The organism is Mucilaginibacter gossypii (assembly GCF_900100945.1).
Lineage (GTDB): Bacteria > Bacteroidota > Bacteroidia > Sphingobacteriales > Sphingobacteriaceae > Mucilaginibacter > Mucilaginibacter gossypii.
The window spans coordinates 130,468-147,617 of the sequence record NZ_FNCG01000018.1; the positions used below are offsets into that span (position 1 = coordinate 130,468).

Below are 17,150 nucleotides of genomic sequence, written 5' to 3' on the forward strand. Positions count from 1 at the left end.
AGCATAAAAAAAGGGTTGCCGTATGGCAACCCTTTTGAATATATCTTTTAAACAAACATGGAATTGCCTTACGATTACTCGTTAAGCCACCACCAATTGTTGTTTAATTTTGTCATTGTTACTTGTTGGCACAAATATGTAAATAGTTTTTATAAAAACAAACAGAACAGTACATTTATTGAATTATTGATTTACTGAATTATTGATTTAGCTACTAAATTAGTAGAAGATCAGAGCAAACTGTAACATTTTCTAAAAATCGATAATTCAATAACTCAATAATTCAGTAATTAGCTCCATGGCCATACATAAAGAGAAAATTAATCCCGAAGATGATCTTGGTTTTGGTACCCAGCCTGTTATAAAAAGCCAACCTGTTATAAATAAGGATGGCACTATCAATGTAAAACGTACCGGCCTTCCGTTTTTTACTACATCAAACAACTACCACTCGCTCATTACCATGAGCTGGCGCAAGTTTTGGTTCATTGTTTTTAGCTGCTATTTTATAGTAAACATTATTTTCGCGTTTATTTATTTTTCCTTGGGTCCTGATGTGCTTGACGGCAAAAGCGGCAATACCGATTTCGACCGCTTTATGGACGCCTTCTTTTTTTCGGCACAAACCATATCAACCGTAGGCTATGGCCATATCAGTCCCAGGGGTATGATTCCCAATACCATCGCCGCGCTCGAATCAATGATGGGCCTGCTGGCTTTTGCTTTGGCAACCGGTTTACTTTATGGTCGTTTTTCACGTCCCTCGGCCAAGATCATGTATAGCCGCAATGTGCTTATCGCGCCCTATCGCGAAGGCGGTAAAGGTTTGATGTTTCGCCTGGCCAACGAACGCAGAAATATCCTCATCGACCTGGAAATGGAAGTAGTTTTCAGCTATAACGACGAGGAAAACGGCAAAACCGTACGTAAATTCTTCCAGCTCGAACTGGAACGAACCCGCGTTAGTATCTTAACCCTGAACTGGACAGTAGTTCACCCGCTTGATGAAAACAGCCCAATTAAAGATATCATACCCGAGGAGCTTGAACGCAGGCAAGCCGGCCTTTCGGTAATCCTGAAAACTTTCGACGATACTTTTTCGCAAACCGTCCATTCCCGTACTTCATACCAATACGACGATTTTGTATGGGACGCTAAATTTAAACCAGCCTTTGAGCGCGACGAAACAGGTCGCATTGTATTGGATTTGAGCAGGATAAGTGCGTATGATATCATTCATTAGGTCATTGCGTCATTAAGTCATTTTTTTTGCAGCGTAAGTGCAATGACTCAATGACCCAATGAAAGAATGACTAACGAAGAAGCGGGTCCCGTTCTTTGGTAAAATGCTTATAAACCATTTTATCTAAAAATGCCGGTATAAATTTACTCAGGGCTACCGTCAGTTTGCCCTGACCGGTGAGGGTTAATGTGCGGACCCGGTTTTCAATGCCATCAACAATATGTTTGGCTACCTCATCACTGCTCATCATTTTTTGTTCTTCAAGGGTGCTCTCGCCTTGTTGTTTGCCTTCGCTGTTCAAAGCGGTGTTACGTATGTTTGATGCCGTAAAGCCGGGGCAGGCTGTTAATACATGTACCCCTGTTTTAAGATTTTCGATCCTTAATGAATCTAAAAAGCCGTTCATGGCAAATTTTGATGCCGAGTAACCTGAACGGCCGGGCAAACCTTTATACCCCGCTATAGATGATACACCTACTATACTGCCTTTGGTTTTAGTAATTTCGGGCAGGGCATATTTGATGCAGTTAACCATTCCCCAAAAATTAACATCCATCACCTGTTTTAGCACATCCACTTTTACATCCTTAAACAGGGCACGCATAGTGATGCCTGCGTTGTTGATCAATACATCAATTTTACCAAAAGTAATAAGGGTTTGTTTAATGAGCTGGGCGCAATCATCTTCATTGGTTACATCACACTGTATAGCTAATGCTTTGATTTTATATTCCCGCTCAAGCTGTTCGGTAAGCTGGCAAAGGGTAACATATTGCCTTGCCGCCAGTACCACATTGGCGCCGCGTTTAGCACATTCATAAGCAAGTGATTTCCCGATGCCCGACGAGGCGCCGGTGATGATTACGATCTTATCATTTAACTTCATACGAAGGAGGAATTAGCTGGGGGATGCCTTCCACCTTAAGTTCGGGCACCTTAAATAAATATTTGGACGCGAAGATAATCATCGCCCCATAATATTCTTTAATGTGTGCCCAGCTAAATTTAACCTTGTTTTGTATGTTAAAATTGATGATATATGTTTTGGGGAAATAGTAGTTTTTAAACCCGGCAAGCCTGACCCGGTATGAATAATCGATATCATAACCATAGGTATGAAAACGCTCATCCATTAATCCTACCTGGTTAAGTGCTTCTTTACGCAGCAGCATAAAGGCACCGTTGATGATATCCGATTCGGAGGTTTGAAACTCTTCAACCCAATCTTTACTTTGCGGACTGGTAAGCCTTGATTTTGAAAAGTGTTTTGCCAGGCCGGTTAGCTTGAAAAAGGTTTCCCAGGGCTTGTTGAACCCGCGTTTTGATTCTTTTAAAAATTTGCCTTCAGGAGTTATCATACGTACCCCTAAACCGCCGGCATCGGTATGCAGATCCATAAATTCAAGGGCCTTTTCTATGGTCTTCTTGCCTGTAATAGTATCCGCATTGACCAGTAAAACATACTCGCCTGCAGCCAGTTTAAGTGCATGGTTATATGCCCGGGCCATACCCTCGTTTTTATCGTTGGCTATTATCTTTACATCCGGAAATTCAGTATTTAACATGGCTATCGACTTATCAGCCGAAGCATTGTCGACCACAAAAACCTCGTGACTAAGGTCCTGAGCAGCCCTGACCGCTGCATTCAGGGCAATCCTGAGCAGGTTGCAGGTATTATGGCTTACAACAACTATAGATAGTTTCATGCTATTTAGATAGTGAATTTTCGTACGGAACGCGGGTAGCTATGGAACGGCCCAAAGTTATCTCATCTACGTACTCTAATTCACCACCAAAAGCTATGCCACGAGCTATAGTTGTGATGGTAATATTGAAATTTTTTAATTTTTTATGAAGATAGAACAAGGTTGTGTCACCTTCCATAGTGGCGCTGAGGGCAAAAACCACTTCTTTAACCTCGTTATCGGTAGTTGGCTTAAGGCGTTCAACCAGCGTATCCACCTGCAAATCTGACGGTCCAACACCATCCATTGGCGATATTAAGCCACCAAGCACATGATAAACGCCATTGAACTGATTGGTATTTTCAATGGCCATTACATCGCGGGTATCTTCAACAACGCAAATGAGGCTGTGATCGCGGCGGTGCGATGAGCAGATCTCGCAGACAGGCAAATCTGATATATTATGGCAAACCCGGCAAAACTGTATTTCGTTGCGGAGCTTGGTTACCGCCGTACTAAAACGCTCAACATCCTGCTTATCCTGGTTAAGTAAATGCAGCACCAACCGCAGGGCAGTCTTCTGACCAACACCCGGTAATTTGGCAAATTCGGCTACAGCATTTTCCAGTAATTTGGACGAAAAATTCATTGTGCGAAGGTAGGGATTTTAAGTCGGAAGTCCGAAAGTCGGGGGCGTCGGAAAGTCCGGAAGTTGGGGAAGTCCGAAAGTTGGATGTTTAGATTTAGAAAATTTAAAGCAGAGAAGTTATGATTGGCAAATCTTACAATGTATTTGTATTTTGCAAAAAATCCTCCGGACTTTCGGACTTACCGAACTTACGGACTAAATAAAAAATCTTTCGGACTTCCGGACTTTCCGACTTCCGGACTTAAACAACACCTATGTCGCCAGGAGTATTATTGTCATTCATCATCGGTTATTTTTTGGTATTGCTCATCATCTCGTGGCTTACATCAAAAAAATCTTCAGATAACGACACCTTCTTTGTAGCTAACCGAAATTCCAAATGGTATTTAGTTGCCTTCGGGATGATTGGTACGGCATTGAGCGGGGTTACTTTTATCTCTGTTCCCGGTAAGGTTGGCACCGATGATTTTGCCTATTTCCAGTTTGTGCTGGGCAACGCTGCGGGATTTTTCATCATAGCAACGGTATTACTTCCCTTATATTACCGACTTAAACTCACATCCATTTACAGTTATATTGAAGGCGCTTTAGGTGTTTGGAGCTATAAAACAGCTGCTGCTATATTCCTGGTGAGCCGGGTTATCGGCTCTGCATTCAGGTTATACCTGGTGGTTATCGTACTGCAGAAGTTTATTTTCGACAGCTACCATATTCCCTTTGCGGTTACGGTGCTTATTTGTTTGCTGCTCATCTGGTCGTACACCTTTAAGGGAGGATTGAAAACCATTATCATTACGGACAGCTTGCAAACATTTTTCCTGGTAACATCTGTTTTCCTGTCGATATATTTTATTTGCCAAAGCCTGCACATGAACATTTTTGAAGCTGCCGAAACCATCAAAAACAGCAGCTATTCCAAAATATTCTTCTTTAACGATTTCATGAGCAGCAAGCTGCATTTAGGTAAACAGTTTTTAGGCGCCATGTTTATCACTATCGGTATGACCGGGCTTGACCAGGACCTGATGCAAAAAAACCTCAGCCTTAAAAATATCAAAGAAGCGCAAAAAAACATGTTCAGCTTTGTTGGCGTTTTCGTGATTATTAACATATTCTTCCTGAGCGTAGGCGCTTTGCTATACATGTACGCTGCCAAAAACGGCATCAACGTTACTAAAACCGACTATCTGTACCCTACTATCGCCCTGCAATATTTAGGGCTTGTTCCTGCTATGATATTCATGCTGGGCTTAACAGCTGCTACCTTTGCCACTACCGATTCGGCACTTACAGCGCTCACCACCTCTTTTTGTGTAGACTTTTTAGGGTTTAACAAGCGCAAGGATGTGAATAGCAAAAAAATGGTGGCCGTGCGTCATTGGGTACACATTGCTTTTTCGGGGTTGATGTTTTTAACCATCATTATATTTAACGCCATTAATAATGATGCTGTAGTTAGCGCCATATTCACCGTGGCATCATATACCTATGGGCCGCTGCTTGGCCTTTATTCATTTGGCCTGTTTGTAGGCCACAGGCAGGTAATGGATAAACTGGTACCCTTCATTTGCATACTCTCTCCTGCTATATGCTATTTTTTAAATGCCGAATCAAAAACAATTTTAGGCGGATATGTTTTTGGTAACGAACTCATCATTGTAAACGGATTAATTACATTTATTGGGCTTTGGGTTACTTCGAGTTCGAAAGCTGGAGAAGTCCGTAAGTCGGAAAACCCGGAGATCGGGTAATTAAAAAGTAAAACAACAAATAAACCGGAATCAATTTTCTTTGTACTTTGCATTAATTAATATAGAATAAAAACTTCCGGACTTTCGGACGTTCCGACTTCCGGACTAAAAAAACACTTCCGGACTTTTGGACTCGCCAACTTCCGGACTAAAAAAAGAATATGACCGGAGAAGATAAAATAAGACAAGCTTTCGAGAACAAAAACTGGCAGGAAATTAAGGTTACCGACTCCTGGCAGATCTTTAAAATAATGGCCGAATTTGTTGACGGCTTTGAAAAACTGGCCAAAATTGGCCCATGCGTATCCATCTTCGGGTCGGCGCGTACGCATACCGATAACAAATACTACCAACTGGCGGTAGAAACCGCCCGCCTGCTTACCGAGCATGGTTACGGTGTAATATCAGGCGGCGGGCCCGGTATTATGGAAGCTGCCAACAAGGGCGCCTATGAAAACGGCGGTAAATCGGTAGGTTTAAATATCGAACTCCCATTTGAGCAGTTCCACAATAAATATATCGACAGGGATAAGATCATGGAGTTTGATTACTTCTTTATCCGCAAGGTTATGTTCATGAAATATTCGCAGGGTTTTATCATTTTACCCGGCGGCTTTGGCACTATGGATGAATCGTTTGAGGCCATTACCCTTATCCAAACAGGTAAAATTGCCCGTTTCCCAATCATTTTTGTTGGAGTTGAGTACTGGAAAGGCCTGTTTAAATGGGTTGAAGAAAAAATGCTGAACGATCAGCACAATATCAATCCCGACGACCTGAACCTTTATCGCGTGGTTGATACCGCGGAAGAAGCTGTTGAGCACATCACCCGTTTCTATAACAAATACGTGCTTAAGCCAAACTTTTAACAGGCAATACAATAAAAAAATGCCGCTCCATGAGGGCGGCATTTTTGTTTGATATAGTTTTAGGTTTGCAATCAGCTATTTCATGTTTTGTTTTGGCGTAGCAGCAACTTCCGCGGCAACCGGCGCTTTTGCCATGTCAATCATTGTGCTCACTTCTTCTACCAACCCTTCTGCCGAACCACCAAATCCCACAACCTTAAAGCGGGTATTGCCGTTTTTATCGATGATGAACTTGGTTGGAATACCGGTTACTCCAAATTGTGAAACCACTTTTGATTGCCTGCCATCGCTGCCTTTTTCATCTACCAGCACGTTAAAAGTGTAATTATTATCGGTAATGAATTTTTTTACGCCATCAATATAATTATCGCCGTTTTCCCAGGTATCAATAAACAGGAATTTCACATCCTCATCATCCTTATATTTATTTACAGCCATTTGCATTCCCGGAAAAGATGCTTTACAAGGGCCGCACCAGGTAGCCCAAAAATCAACTATAACAATCTTGCCTTTTAAGTCGGCCAGCGAAACGGTTTTTCCCGCAAAATCTTTAAGGGCAAATTTGGCAGCAGGCTCGTTGGTCATTTGCTTAGCCACCTCTTCCCTTTTTTTGTCTTTTGCAATAGCTGTTAAACCGGCCAGGTATTGATCGTAACCTGCTTCATTGCCTTTTAAGCCTACATAGGCCTTTTTTAACTCTTCTGTTAAAGCAGGGGAAACTTTAGCTGCCTTAAACGCGCCTTCAATTACATCTTTTGATTCGGCATATTTGCCAAGGGCATTTAAAATAAGTACGTAATGCTCGGTGGTGATAGGGTCGTTATCCTTGTTGTCTGTATAAACCTCTTTTTGATATTTAAGGGCCTCATTATATTTTTTCTCTTTATATAAAATGAATGCGTAACTATCAGCATACATGTTATATACATCCTTGTTTTGCTTTTGCATGCTCTTTACCGACATAAACGGCGAAGCCTCAGGATGCTTCATTTTTTCAATAACGATCTCCAATGATTGTTTTGACAGCTTTTCAGCCTCGTCAAGGCGCTCATCTTGTTGAGCCCAGCCATAAGCTATGTTGTTATAGCTGTTTGCAATGCTTGATTTATTTTGGACTTGTGCTGCATAAGCATTAGAAGCAGCTGTATTACCATCAGTCAAAAAGCCGGTAGCCAGTTGCCCTCGTATATAATCTATTCGAGAACCTTTATCAGTAGCCATAGCCGGGAATTTGGCTATATATGCTTTATAAAGCGAATCTTTTTTGTGCACATCCTTCTCGCGCATCATGGCAAATTCCGCCTCGTTTTTTACTGATTCGCCGTTAGGATACTTAGCTTTGATAATCTCTCCCAATGAATCGGCAGAGTTTTTTTTGTTACGCCAGTTCAGTATGTTAGCGGCCAGGATCAGATCTTTTTCTACCGCGCTTTTTTCAAGCGCTTTAACTTTGGCTTCTAACAAGGCAGAAGTAGCCGGATCTTTTTTCTTGGCCAATATATAGTAGTAATTAAACTGATATGGTTTTTCGGCCTGCGGGTAGGCATCATATTCTTTTTTATATAAAGTCAGGCCTTCTTCGGAGTCTATCTTTATTTTGGCAAAATTACTGCCAACCCCACTGGCCAATATGTAAGCTTTTGCTTCATAAGCACCCTGAACAGGTTTTTTATCTTTATAAACTAAGTATATGTACCCTTTGTCGTTATTATTATCAATATCACCGTTACTAAAAATCTTTACAAAAAAAGCTTTCGCTGTGGCAGGAATAGTGAAATCGCCGGAAAGTAAAGAGCCATTAGGTTTTAATTCGATGTCGGCTGCCGGGTTATCCTTCCCATCAATGTAGTATACCTCTGCGCTGATATCCTTTTTATCGGCAACAGGCGTACCTTTCGGATCATAAGTAATTTTAACCTTTTCGGTTGCCGATGGATAACTATCAGATAATGTAAGATGATTACTTTGTGCAAAAAAACTTTGCACAGCCAAGAGTGCCGGCAACAGTAGCATTGATTTGTGTGGTTTCATAGGTTTAACTAATTATATAGTTCAAGTTAAATACAAATTATTATAAATACAATTATTTTAACAATTATTAACGTTAATAATTTATTTTGCGCCATGGATAAGTCCGCCAAGAATAAACCCCAGGGAGCTTTAGGCTTTATATTCGTTACTTTACTGATTGATGTGGTAGGCTTAGGGATCATCATACCTGTACTGCCCAAACTGATTGAAAAATTGATCCACGCCGGGTTGAGCGAAGCTTCTTTGTATGCCGGCTTTTTAACGCTGGCCTATTCGGTAATGCAGTTCCTTTTTTCGCCAATGATAGGCAACCTGAGTGATAAGTATGGCCGCCGCCCGGTTTTGCTTTGTTCCTTACTGGGTTTTGGCATTGATTATTTGTTCCTTGCCTTTGCACCATCCATATGGTGGCTATTTTTAGGCCGGGCAATTGCAGGCATTACCGGCGCCAGCTTCACCACAGCATCGGCCTATATAGCTGATGTGAGTACTCCCGAAAAGCGTGCCCAAAACTTTGGTATGATTGGCGTTGCCTTTGGTCTCGGCTTTATCATTGGTCCGGCAATTGGCGGTGTGTTAGGTAAAATGGATGTTCAATATCCATTTTTCGCTGCCGCAGGTTTGGCCTTTTTGAACGCCCTCTATGGCTTCTTCATCCTGCCCGAATCGCTGGATGAGGCCCATCGCCGTCCCTTCGATATGAAAAGGGCAAACCCGCTGGGCTCATTGCTGCAGCTTAAAAAATATCCGTCGGTTATGGGTTTGGCCCTATCGCTTTTCCTGGTATATTTTGCCGGGCAGGCCGTACAAAACGTTTGGACATATTTTACTTTCGAAAAATTTAAATGGGGCGAGGATACCGTTGGTTATTCTCTTGCCTTTATAGGCCTGATGATAGCGTTGGTACAGGGCGGCCTGATGCGCCTGATCTTACCTAAACTGGGCATGGAACGTTGCATTTGGGTTGGCTTGCTGCTATATAGCATCGGCCTTATCCTGTTTGCTGTGGCAACCCAGGGTTGGATGATGTTTGCCTTTATGGTGCCTTATGCCCTTGGCGGTATTGCAGGCCCGGCGTTGCAGGGCATCATGACCAACCAGGTACCTGCCAATGAACAGGGCGAACTGCAGGGTGGCCTAACCAGCCTCATGAGTCTGAGCGCCATTTTTGGCCCCTGGGTAATGACCACTTTATTTTATTATTTCACCAACGATAAAAGGCCCTTCTTTTTTCCGGGAGCCCCCTTTATTTTAGGTGCAATACTGATGTTGATAAGCGCGTTGCTTGCTATCCGTAATTTCAAAAACGTGAAGAAAACCTCAGCAAAGGATGTGGATGCCTTAGCAACATTGCATTGATCATTTATTTTTTGTATATTATAGATAATTAACATGCTTATTTAAAGCAAATACAAACTATAATAATTAATACAATGGCTTACATTATGGTAGATATAGAAAGCGACGGTCCAATTCCGGGCGATTATTCTATGATCTCGTTTGGGGCGGTGCTGGTACAAGACGGCCTCAAAGAAACTTTTTACGGGCAGTTGAAGCCCATTTCTGAAAATTACATTCCAGAAGCGCTGGCTGTATCCGGACATACCCGCGAGGAAACTTTAAATTTTGATGATCCGGCAAAGGTCATGAATGATTTCGCAGCGTGGTTAAAACGGGTTTGCCATGATAAACCACATTTCATCAGTGATAATAATGGATTTGACTGGATGTTCATCTGCTGGTATTTTCATCATTTCACAGGCGACAATCCTTTTGGTTTCAGCTCGCAAAACCTGGGCAGCCTGTACAAAGGCATAGTAAAAGATATGTTTCAAAACTTTAAACACCTGCGCCAAACATCGCACACACATCACCCGGTTGATGATGCCAAAGGCAATGCCGAAGCATTGCTTACCTTAAAACATGAATATGGATTGAAGATAAAGCTGTAATATAACCTGAAATAAAACTTTTGACCTGCTTAAACCTTTATCATTATTAATGAGCGCCAAACCTAAAAAACATACCGCTGCCTTAGGATTTATTTTCGTAACGCTTTTTATTGATGTACTTGGTTTAGGCATCATTATACCGGTAATGCCCTCGCTGCTCGAGAAACTGGGCAACATGGATGTAAGCACCGCTGCGCAATATAATGGCTATTTAACTTTCACGTACGCCTCCATGCAGTTCCTGTTTTCATCACTATTGGGTAACCTGAGCGATAGGTACGGGCGCCGGCCTGTATTATTAGGTTCGCTTATTGGCTTTGGGATAGATTATATTTTTATGGCCTTTGCTCCTACTGTGGCCTGGTTATTTATCGGCCGTGCCATAGCAGGCTTTGCGGGCGCCAGTAATACCACAGCAACCGCTTACATTGCCGATATCAGTACAGGTAAAAACCGGGCGGCAAATTTTGGTTTGGTTGGGGCAGCATCCGGGCTTGGATTTATTATTGGTATAGGCACCGGGAGCTTTTTGGGTGCATTAAATGTGCGGTTCCCTTTTATGTTGGCGGCCGGTCTGGCACTCCTGAATGCGGCGTATGGCTATTTTGTATTACCCGAATCATTAAATATCAAAAACCGCAGGCGCTTTGAATGGAAGAAGGCTAATCCCATTAGCTCATTACGCAGCCTGTCGCGCTATAAATCCTTAACCGGATTGATCGGAGCATTCTCGTTGGTTTATATCGCCCAAAAAGCTGTTGAATATGTGTTATCCTTTTACGTAACCGAAAAGTTTGACTGGTCGCTGAAAAGCATTGGTTTTTTAGGCTTTTTTATTGGAATAGTACTGGTAGCCATACAGGGAGGGCTCATCAGGTTTACCATTCCTAAATTCGGGCAGGAGAAAAATATTGTAGCCGGCTTACTATTTTACACCATCGGCTTAACCCTCATTGCTTTTGCCAACCAGGGTTGGATGATGTATGTTTTTATGGTACCTTATTGCCTTGGCGGTATTTCGGGCCCTTCACTTCAGGGTATGATTACCAGTACAGTATCAGCTAAAGAGCAGGGCGAATTGCAGGGCTCATTGACCAGTATCAGTAGTTTAGCAGTAATCATCGGCCCCCTGTTAATGAGTTCGGTGTTTCATTTGTTTACCCATCGTGATACTTCAACCTATTTTCCGGGTGCTCCGTATATTTTGGGTGCGATTTTAATGCTAATAGCTGTTTTTTGGGCAGTAAGAAGCTTCAAGAAAGCCAGGGTGACAGATTCAAAACAGGTGGAAGTGTTGCCGTAGAAACACGCAAGCCCCACCCCAACCCTACCCTACCCGAAAGGAAGGCTTTAAGAAAATCGCCCCTACACCGGAGGAGATTTATAGAGAGCTAATCCAATCCGCTCACGCCGCCAGATATCACAAACTTCATCACATCGGCAGCACTCTTATCCATCGGTTTTACCCTATCGGCAGCAATGATGATTACCTGCCCTGCAAACGAGTAGGAATACGGGAAGTATACAGCCACCTCGCCGGGCAAGCCAATCTTTGTCAGGTCTTTCTGAACCAGGAAACCTATCTTTTTTAAACCGAACTCATTAACCTCAACCAGTACCGGTTCGTTGAACTTTTTCTCTTCGCCAACAAAGGCTTCTGTCAAATCTTTTATCGACGAATACAGGAACGCGAAGATGGGCAAACGTGCAAACCACCGCTTAAACCAGGCTTTAATTGGTTCGGTGATTACATTGGTAACCAGCACCCCCATGATCATGATAACCACTACCACATTCAGGATCCCCAAACCCGGGATATACATGTGCTTCCCGGTCTTATCAACCCAAAGATCACTCAGATTAAGCGCCTTATCAATGCTGGCCACCGCCCAGTACATCAGGAAAATAGCTGCGCCTACCGGTACAACCACCAACATCCCTTTTACAAAATACCTGAATAATGCCCGCGCTAACCTGTTCATTTTAAGCCCCTGATTTCTACTCGTAAAAGTACACTCTTTTTACCCTTTGCGAAATATTGGTTAATATTTCATAAGGGATGGTACCTATCTGCTTTGCCAGTTCTTCAATGCGCTGATGCTCATCAAAGATGATCACCTCATCGCCTTCATGCACATCAAGGCCGCTCACATCCAGCATGCACATATCCATAGTGATGTTGCCCACGGTAGGCACAAGTGTGCCTTTCACCAGCATTTTACCCACGCCTTTGCCAAAGGCACGCAGGTAACCATCGGCATAGCCAATACGAACAGTAGCTATTTTCCCGTCTTTAACAAGGCTCCCGCTTCGCCCGTAGCTGATTGTGTCTCCTTTTCCAATCTTTTTAACCTGGGCAACGCTGGTTTTTAAACTGGCTATAGGCTGCAAGCCCACATCAGCCCCTGATACCGACGAATCGATTCCATACAATCCTATCCCCAATCTAACCATATCATAGTGTGCCGAAGGCCAGCGGATAATGCCGGCTGTATTGCAGATGTGCTTGATCACCTTATAACCCAGTGTGCGCTCTATTTCTTTAAAAGCCTTTTCAAAGCGCCTTATCTGCTTTTTAGTAAACTCGTCGTGTTCCGGACTTTCGCTTGCTACCAGGTGCGAAAATACCGATTGCACCCGCACGTAACGGTTGACCTCCAGCATATCGCACAGGGTTTCTATCTCGTAATTTTCAAAACCCAGGCGATGCATACCGGTGTCAATTTTAAGGTGTACCGGGTAACCGGCAATGCCTTGTGCCGAAGCATAGCTCACAAAATCATCTAATAAACCAAAACTGTAAATTACCGGCTCAAGCTTATATTCGGTGAGCTTATCAAATGCCGAAGCTTCGGGGTTAAGCACTTTGATGGGCAGGTTAATCCCCGCCTGCCGTAAAGCTACCCCCTCATCAATATAGGCAACCGCCAAATAATCAACCTTATTATATTGCAGCATATTGGCAACCTCAAAAGTGCCGCTGCCATAGCTAAAAGCCTTTACCATAGCCATCACTTTTACGCCCGGCTTAAGCTTTGATTTATAAAAGTTAAGGTTGTTTAGTAAGGAGTTCAGGTTGATCTCCATTACGGTTTCATGCGCTTTTTGGGCCAACGCGCGGCTCACCTGCTCAAACTCAAAACTGCGCGAACCTTTGATCAGGATGGTTTCATCTTTAAAATTGAGCACTTTTAACTGTTGCAGCAGAGTGGCTGTATCAGCATAAAAATATTGTTGGGCTATGTCAAAATATTGCTGGTGGCCGAGCAGCGCCTCCCCTACGCCAACAAATTTATCAATCTTTTTGGCCCGGATCAATTCGGCCACCTGTTTGTACAGCACATCTTGCTGCAGGCCCGATTGATAAATATCTGATAGGATCAGCGTCTTTTTTTGATGCTGATTTTGCTGCGACAAAAAGTTAAGCGCTATCTCCAGCGATTGCAGATCCGAATTGTATGAATCATCAATAACGGAACAGTTGTTTAAGCCGTTTTTTAACTCCAACCGCATACTTACCGGCGCGAGGCGCTCTATGCGCTTATCCGCCTCCACAGCACTGTAGCCTAAAGCCAGCATAGTAGCCCAACAGGTAATGGCATTTTCTACCGAGGCCTGGTCGGTAAAAGGAACAAGACACTCAATCTCTTTACCTTGGTACCGTGCACGGAAATAATAATTTTTAGAGATCACCGTCTCGCTGAAAACATACAGATCAGCTTCACGGAACTTACGACTCCAGGTAAAGGTTTCTTTAGCCGCGATATCTTTTTCATAACCGATTAGCTGATCGTAATTATGGATCAACAGTCCGCTGTTTTTAAATAGCCCAAGTTTTTCCAGGAGCTTTTGTTTGGGCGATTCAAAACCCTCGTCGTGCGCAGGGCCTATATGCGTGAGTACCCCTATTTCGGGCTTGATGATAGCTTCCAGCTTATTCATCTCATTTATGGTAGAGATGCCCGCTTCAAAAATCCCCAGTTCGTTCCGGTCGTTGATTTGCCATACGGATAGCGGCACCCCAATTTGCGAATTATAACTTTTAGGGTTACGTACAATATTTTTATCAGCCGAAAGCAGCTGGTAAAGCCATTCCTTAACAATAGTTTTGCCGTTACTGCCCGTAATACCAATTACCTCCAGCTTAAAACGGCTGCGGTGATAGGCTGCCAGCATTTGCAGGGCAGCCAGCGGATCTGGCACAATCAAAAAGTTTGCGCCAGGCAGGTTAAACTCCGGTCCATGTTCTACCACAAAATTGCGCACACCGCCTGCATAAGCTTCGGCAACAAACTCATGGCCATTGCGTCTGCCGCTCAGGGCAAAAAACAAGCCTTCGGCAGGGTTGTTGATCCTGCGGCTATCGGTAAAAAGCGCACTGATCGTATATTCTTCAACGATGTTTCCATCTGCCTTGATGATCTTTTTTATAGCGCTTATGGTGTACGTGTTAGTTGGCATGCTGCTAATTTGGAGATATTAAAACAAATAGAATAATTTTTAACGAATTTTGGTTTTTAAATGGATCAGACCAAATCAATTAAAATTACTGACGAGAAAGTTGCCCTTGCAAAAGCCGAACACTTTTGTGCCTACCAGGAGCGCGCCCAGCAGGAAGTACGCGACAAACTTTACGAGTGGGGACTATGGCCTGATGCTGTTGAACGCATTATAAGCCAATTGATAGAGGGCAATTTCCTTAACGAGGAACGCTTTGCACGGATCTATGCTAAAAGTAAATTTAACCAAAAAGTGTGGGGACGTATTAAAATTAAACAAGGGCTTAAACTTAAACGAGTGCCCGATATATTGATCAAAAAAGCTCTCCTTACTATTGACCCTGACGATTATTTAACTGCTTTGACCCACTTATTACAAAAAAAAGAAGCTACCCTAAACGAGAAGAACCAACTGAAGCGCCGGTACAAGCTGCAGCAGTACGCCATGGGCCGCGGATTTGAAGCTGAGCTGATATCAGATATTTTGAAAAACAGCGAGTTATAAACTATTTTCAAAAAAATTAAATTTTTCCTTGCAGAGTATGCATTTCTACCTATATTTGCACTCCCGCAAACGAGATAGGCAGCCGGTTAACGAAAGCCGGATCAAAGCGAGGAAAATACCAATGCGAAAGTAGCTCAGTTGGTAGAGCACGACCTTGCCAAGGTCGGGGTCGCGAGTTCGAATCTCGTCTTTCGCTCAAAGCCCTTCCTGATAAAAAGAAGGGTTTTATTTTTAAAAGGTTAGACACCTGCTCAGATGGTGGAACTGGTAGACACGCAGGACTTAAAATCCTGTTCCCGTAAACGGAGTGCGGGTTCGATTCCCGCTCTGAGTACAAAAGCAGCGTAAAATCGCTTCAAAAGCCCTTAAATCAATGATTTAGGGGCTTTTTTGTTTTAAAACCCACTCAAAATTCGCAAATAAAGGATCAGGGATCAGACCGAAAAGTTGGGGGGGGGGGGGGGGGGGTAAAAGTCATGCATAGATTTTAGCGAGTCTGAATAGAAAAAAGGAAGTGTCTCTGACTCCTCTTAAAGTTGCCCTGAAAGCTTTCACCTTCGCATTGAAAGATTCTGCAGATGCGTTTGTACTTCTGTTGTCGAAGAAGTTTAAGATAGATTCATAATGTTGATGAACAGATCTGGCTACAGTTTTAAAAGCGTCAATATTTGCCGTTTCCACATCATTATACCAGATAGCCAGTTTTTTAAAGGCTATCACTTTGGTTTTACAGGTTGTAAATATCTTACCTAAACCGATGGCAAGATCATAAGCTTTAAGTAATTCCGGATATCTGGTAAAAAGCAGATCAGCCCGCTCTTTTTGAGATAGTGTCCATTTTGACCGGTGTTTGAACAATAAGTAGCGGCTTCGGGCCAGTAATTGTTTTAAAGTATCGCCATTACTAAATACTTCGGGCTGATAGGGTTGTTTGTTTTTCCGGGCCTGTTCAATCAGCTCACTTTCCGCATCAAGAGCTTCCCAGCGATACTTTATTCTTGCTTCCTGTACAGCATCATAAGCCAGCTTTTGTACATGGAACCTATCTACCACACGCACAGCATAATTAAAACACCTGCGGATAGCTTTGATCATATTAGCCGCCATGTCCATCGTTACTTCCTTGACCTTAAGGGTATTTTCTCCAGCGCAGCTATGATCTGTTCAGACTGTGTGCCTTTGATCATCGCCACTATAGCTTTTTTGTTCCCTTTGGCCTGTTTGTTAGTCACGATGGTATAGAGCTCCCCGTTGCTTAACGCGGTTTCATCTATACTCAGATAAGGGCCTATGTTATCTGCAAACAGCATCCAGTCCTCTGCATGCTCTTTTTGATCCCAGCTGTGGAAATCACTTAGGTGGTCTTTGTATTGCTGCCCGAGCTGCTTGCCGTCTACCTGGTATAACCGGCCTAATAAATGGCTGCTGATCGGGTGATTATCCAAATATTCCTTTTAAAAAAATGCCGAATTCCGTTGTCATTCGCGCCCCTTTTCTTACCAAATCCAAATCTCTTGTGATGATCTCCCCACTCGCCTTTACTTCCCATCTGCGCCTTTTAATGCAAAGAGCTACTTTGTGGCCCCGGATAGGAAAATCCTGGATAGCTGTCTCCGGTAAGAATCCTTTCGACTCAAGTTGTTGCTTGTCATAACCTGCTGGCGGAAGATTCTTTTCCTCAAGGTAAATGTCCAATTGGCCGTTCTCAGAGGAAAGGACATCAGTAAGTTCAAAGTATTCCAAAAGCCCTTCGGGCAAGATAAGACGGACAAGGGTTTCGTATGCAGCTGACACGTGTGGACGTTTTTATTTCTGCCTGCAAAGCAACCATTTTTTTTATTCCCCCACAATTTTTCTGCTTGATCTGAAATGAATCATACGTAAATCCAGGGGCGTAAAACCAGTCGCCAACCGGCGCTTCTGCTATCCACGGCTGGTCGGTTTTTATATCTGGGGGAATCCCGAA

At 43.1% G+C, this 17,150-nt stretch carries 16 protein-coding genes and 2 tRNA genes; 9 read left to right on the forward strand and 9 right to left on the reverse strand.

What is annotated here, in order from left to right; all coding sequences use genetic code 11:
• Positions 1–298 precede the first annotated feature (298 nt).
• Positions 299–1,243, forward strand: coding sequence for an ion channel (locus BLS28_RS25545; RefSeq protein ID WP_091174436.1), 945 nt, complete (start codon positions 299–301; stop codon positions 1,241–1,243).
• Positions 1,244–1,313: 70 nt separating this feature from the next.
• Here the strand turns inward: BLS28_RS25545 and BLS28_RS25550 are convergent, their stop codons facing one another.
• The 3 genes from BLS28_RS25550 to recR are packed head-to-tail and all read right to left on the reverse strand — an operon-like array spanning position 1,314 to position 3,577.
• Entirely contained in the window at positions 1,314–2,129 is an 816-nt protein-coding gene (locus BLS28_RS25550) for an SDR family oxidoreductase (protein ID WP_091174440.1), read from the reverse strand.
• Positions 2,116–2,949: a glycosyltransferase family 2 protein gene (locus tag BLS28_RS25555; protein ID WP_091174445.1), complete on the reverse strand. Its 834-nt coding sequence runs from the start codon at positions 2,947–2,949 to the stop codon at positions 2,116–2,118. The genes BLS28_RS25550 and BLS28_RS25555 overlap by 14 nt, the downstream gene beginning before the upstream one ends.
• A gap of 1 nt (position 2,950) precedes the next feature.
• Positions 2,951–3,577, reverse strand: a complete 627-nt coding sequence (gene recR / locus BLS28_RS25560; RefSeq protein WP_091174448.1) for a recombination mediator RecR — start codon at positions 3,575–3,577, stop codon at positions 2,951–2,953.
• A gap of 254 nt (positions 3,578–3,831) precedes the next feature.
• On the opposite strand from recR, the gene BLS28_RS25565 reads away from it, so the two are divergent.
• Both BLS28_RS25565 and BLS28_RS25570 read left to right on the forward strand, forming a co-directional pair.
• Entirely contained in the window at positions 3,832–5,328 is a 1,497-nt protein-coding gene (locus BLS28_RS25565) for a sodium:solute symporter (protein WP_091174451.1), read from the forward strand.
• A gap of 161 nt (positions 5,329–5,489) precedes the next feature.
• Positions 5,490–6,197: an LOG family protein gene (locus BLS28_RS25570; RefSeq protein WP_090533093.1), complete on the forward strand. Its 708-nt coding sequence runs from the start codon at positions 5,490–5,492 to the stop codon at positions 6,195–6,197.
• Positions 6,198–6,272: 75 nt separating this feature from the next.
• On the opposite strand, the gene BLS28_RS25575 is transcribed toward BLS28_RS25570, so the two are convergent.
• Positions 6,273–8,228 (reverse strand): redoxin domain-containing protein, encoded by a 1,956-nt coding sequence (locus tag BLS28_RS25575; protein WP_091174457.1) that lies wholly within the window; start codon positions 8,226–8,228, stop codon positions 6,273–6,275.
• A 93-nt stretch (positions 8,229–8,321) separates the two neighbouring features.
• On the opposite strand from BLS28_RS25575, the gene BLS28_RS25580 reads away from it, so the two are divergent.
• The 3 genes from BLS28_RS25580 to BLS28_RS25590 all read left to right on the forward strand — a co-directional run bounded on the left by BLS28_RS25580 (position 8,322) and on the right by BLS28_RS25590 (position 11,483).
• Positions 8,322–9,587, forward strand: a complete 1,266-nt coding sequence (locus BLS28_RS25580; protein WP_091174461.1) for a TCR/Tet family MFS transporter — start codon at positions 8,322–8,324, stop codon at positions 9,585–9,587.
• Between the two features lie 86 nt (positions 9,588–9,673).
• Positions 9,674–10,180 (forward strand): 3'-5' exonuclease family protein, encoded by a 507-nt coding sequence (locus BLS28_RS25585; protein ID WP_243772242.1) that lies wholly within the window; start codon positions 9,674–9,676, stop codon positions 10,178–10,180.
• A 49-nt stretch (positions 10,181–10,229) separates the two neighbouring features.
• On the forward strand, positions 10,230–11,483 hold the full coding sequence (locus tag BLS28_RS25590; protein ID WP_091174467.1) for a TCR/Tet family MFS transporter: 1,254 nt from the start codon (positions 10,230–10,232) through the stop codon (positions 11,481–11,483).
• Positions 11,484–11,571: 88 nt separating this feature from the next.
• Here BLS28_RS25590 and BLS28_RS25595 read toward each other — a convergent pair whose 3' ends face one another.
• Positions 11,572–12,162 carry a DUF502 domain-containing protein gene (locus BLS28_RS25595; protein WP_091174469.1) on the reverse strand — a complete coding sequence of 197 codons (591 nt, stop codon included), beginning with the start codon at positions 12,160–12,162 and terminating at the stop codon, positions 11,572–11,574.
• A 16-nt stretch (positions 12,163–12,178) separates the two neighbouring features.
• Positions 12,179–14,641 carry a bifunctional UDP-N-acetylmuramoyl-tripeptide:D-alanyl-D-alanine ligase/alanine racemase gene (locus BLS28_RS25600; protein WP_091174476.1) on the reverse strand — a complete coding sequence of 821 codons (2,463 nt, stop codon included), beginning with the start codon at positions 14,639–14,641 and terminating at the stop codon, positions 12,179–12,181.
• Between the two features lie 60 nt (positions 14,642–14,701).
• Here BLS28_RS25600 and BLS28_RS25605 point away from each other — a divergent pair, with 60 nt between their 5' ends.
• From BLS28_RS25605 to BLS28_RS25615, 3 genes are all read left to right on the forward strand, one after another.
• Positions 14,702–15,184 carry a regulatory protein RecX gene (locus BLS28_RS25605; RefSeq protein WP_091174480.1) on the forward strand — a complete coding sequence of 161 codons (483 nt, stop codon included), beginning with the start codon at positions 14,702–14,704 and terminating at the stop codon, positions 15,182–15,184.
• A 123-nt stretch (positions 15,185–15,307) separates the two neighbouring features.
• Positions 15,308–15,380, forward strand: a tRNA-Gly gene (locus BLS28_RS25610).
• 53 nt (positions 15,381–15,433) lie between these two features.
• Positions 15,434–15,518 (forward strand) — tRNA-Leu (locus BLS28_RS25615).
• Between the two features lie 140 nt (positions 15,519–15,658).
• Here BLS28_RS25615 and BLS28_RS25620 read toward each other — a convergent pair.
• From BLS28_RS25620 to BLS28_RS25625, 3 genes are read right to left on the reverse strand one after another with little or no spacing between them, the layout of a single operon-like run.
• Entirely contained in the window at positions 15,659–16,291 is a 633-nt protein-coding gene (locus tag BLS28_RS25620) for an ISAon1 family transposase (protein ID WP_256337535.1), read from the reverse strand.
• 8 nt (positions 16,292–16,299) lie between these two features.
• A complete protein-coding gene (locus BLS28_RS31425) occupies positions 16,300–16,629 on the reverse strand; it encodes a hypothetical protein (protein ID WP_256337536.1) in 330 nt (109 codons plus the stop codon).
• Entirely contained in the window at positions 16,622–16,978 is a 357-nt protein-coding gene (locus tag BLS28_RS25625) for an ISAon1 family transposase N-terminal region protein (protein ID WP_091174483.1), read from the reverse strand. The genes BLS28_RS31425 and BLS28_RS25625 overlap by 8 nt, the downstream gene beginning before the upstream one ends.
• Positions 16,979–17,150: the final 172 nt, after the last annotated feature.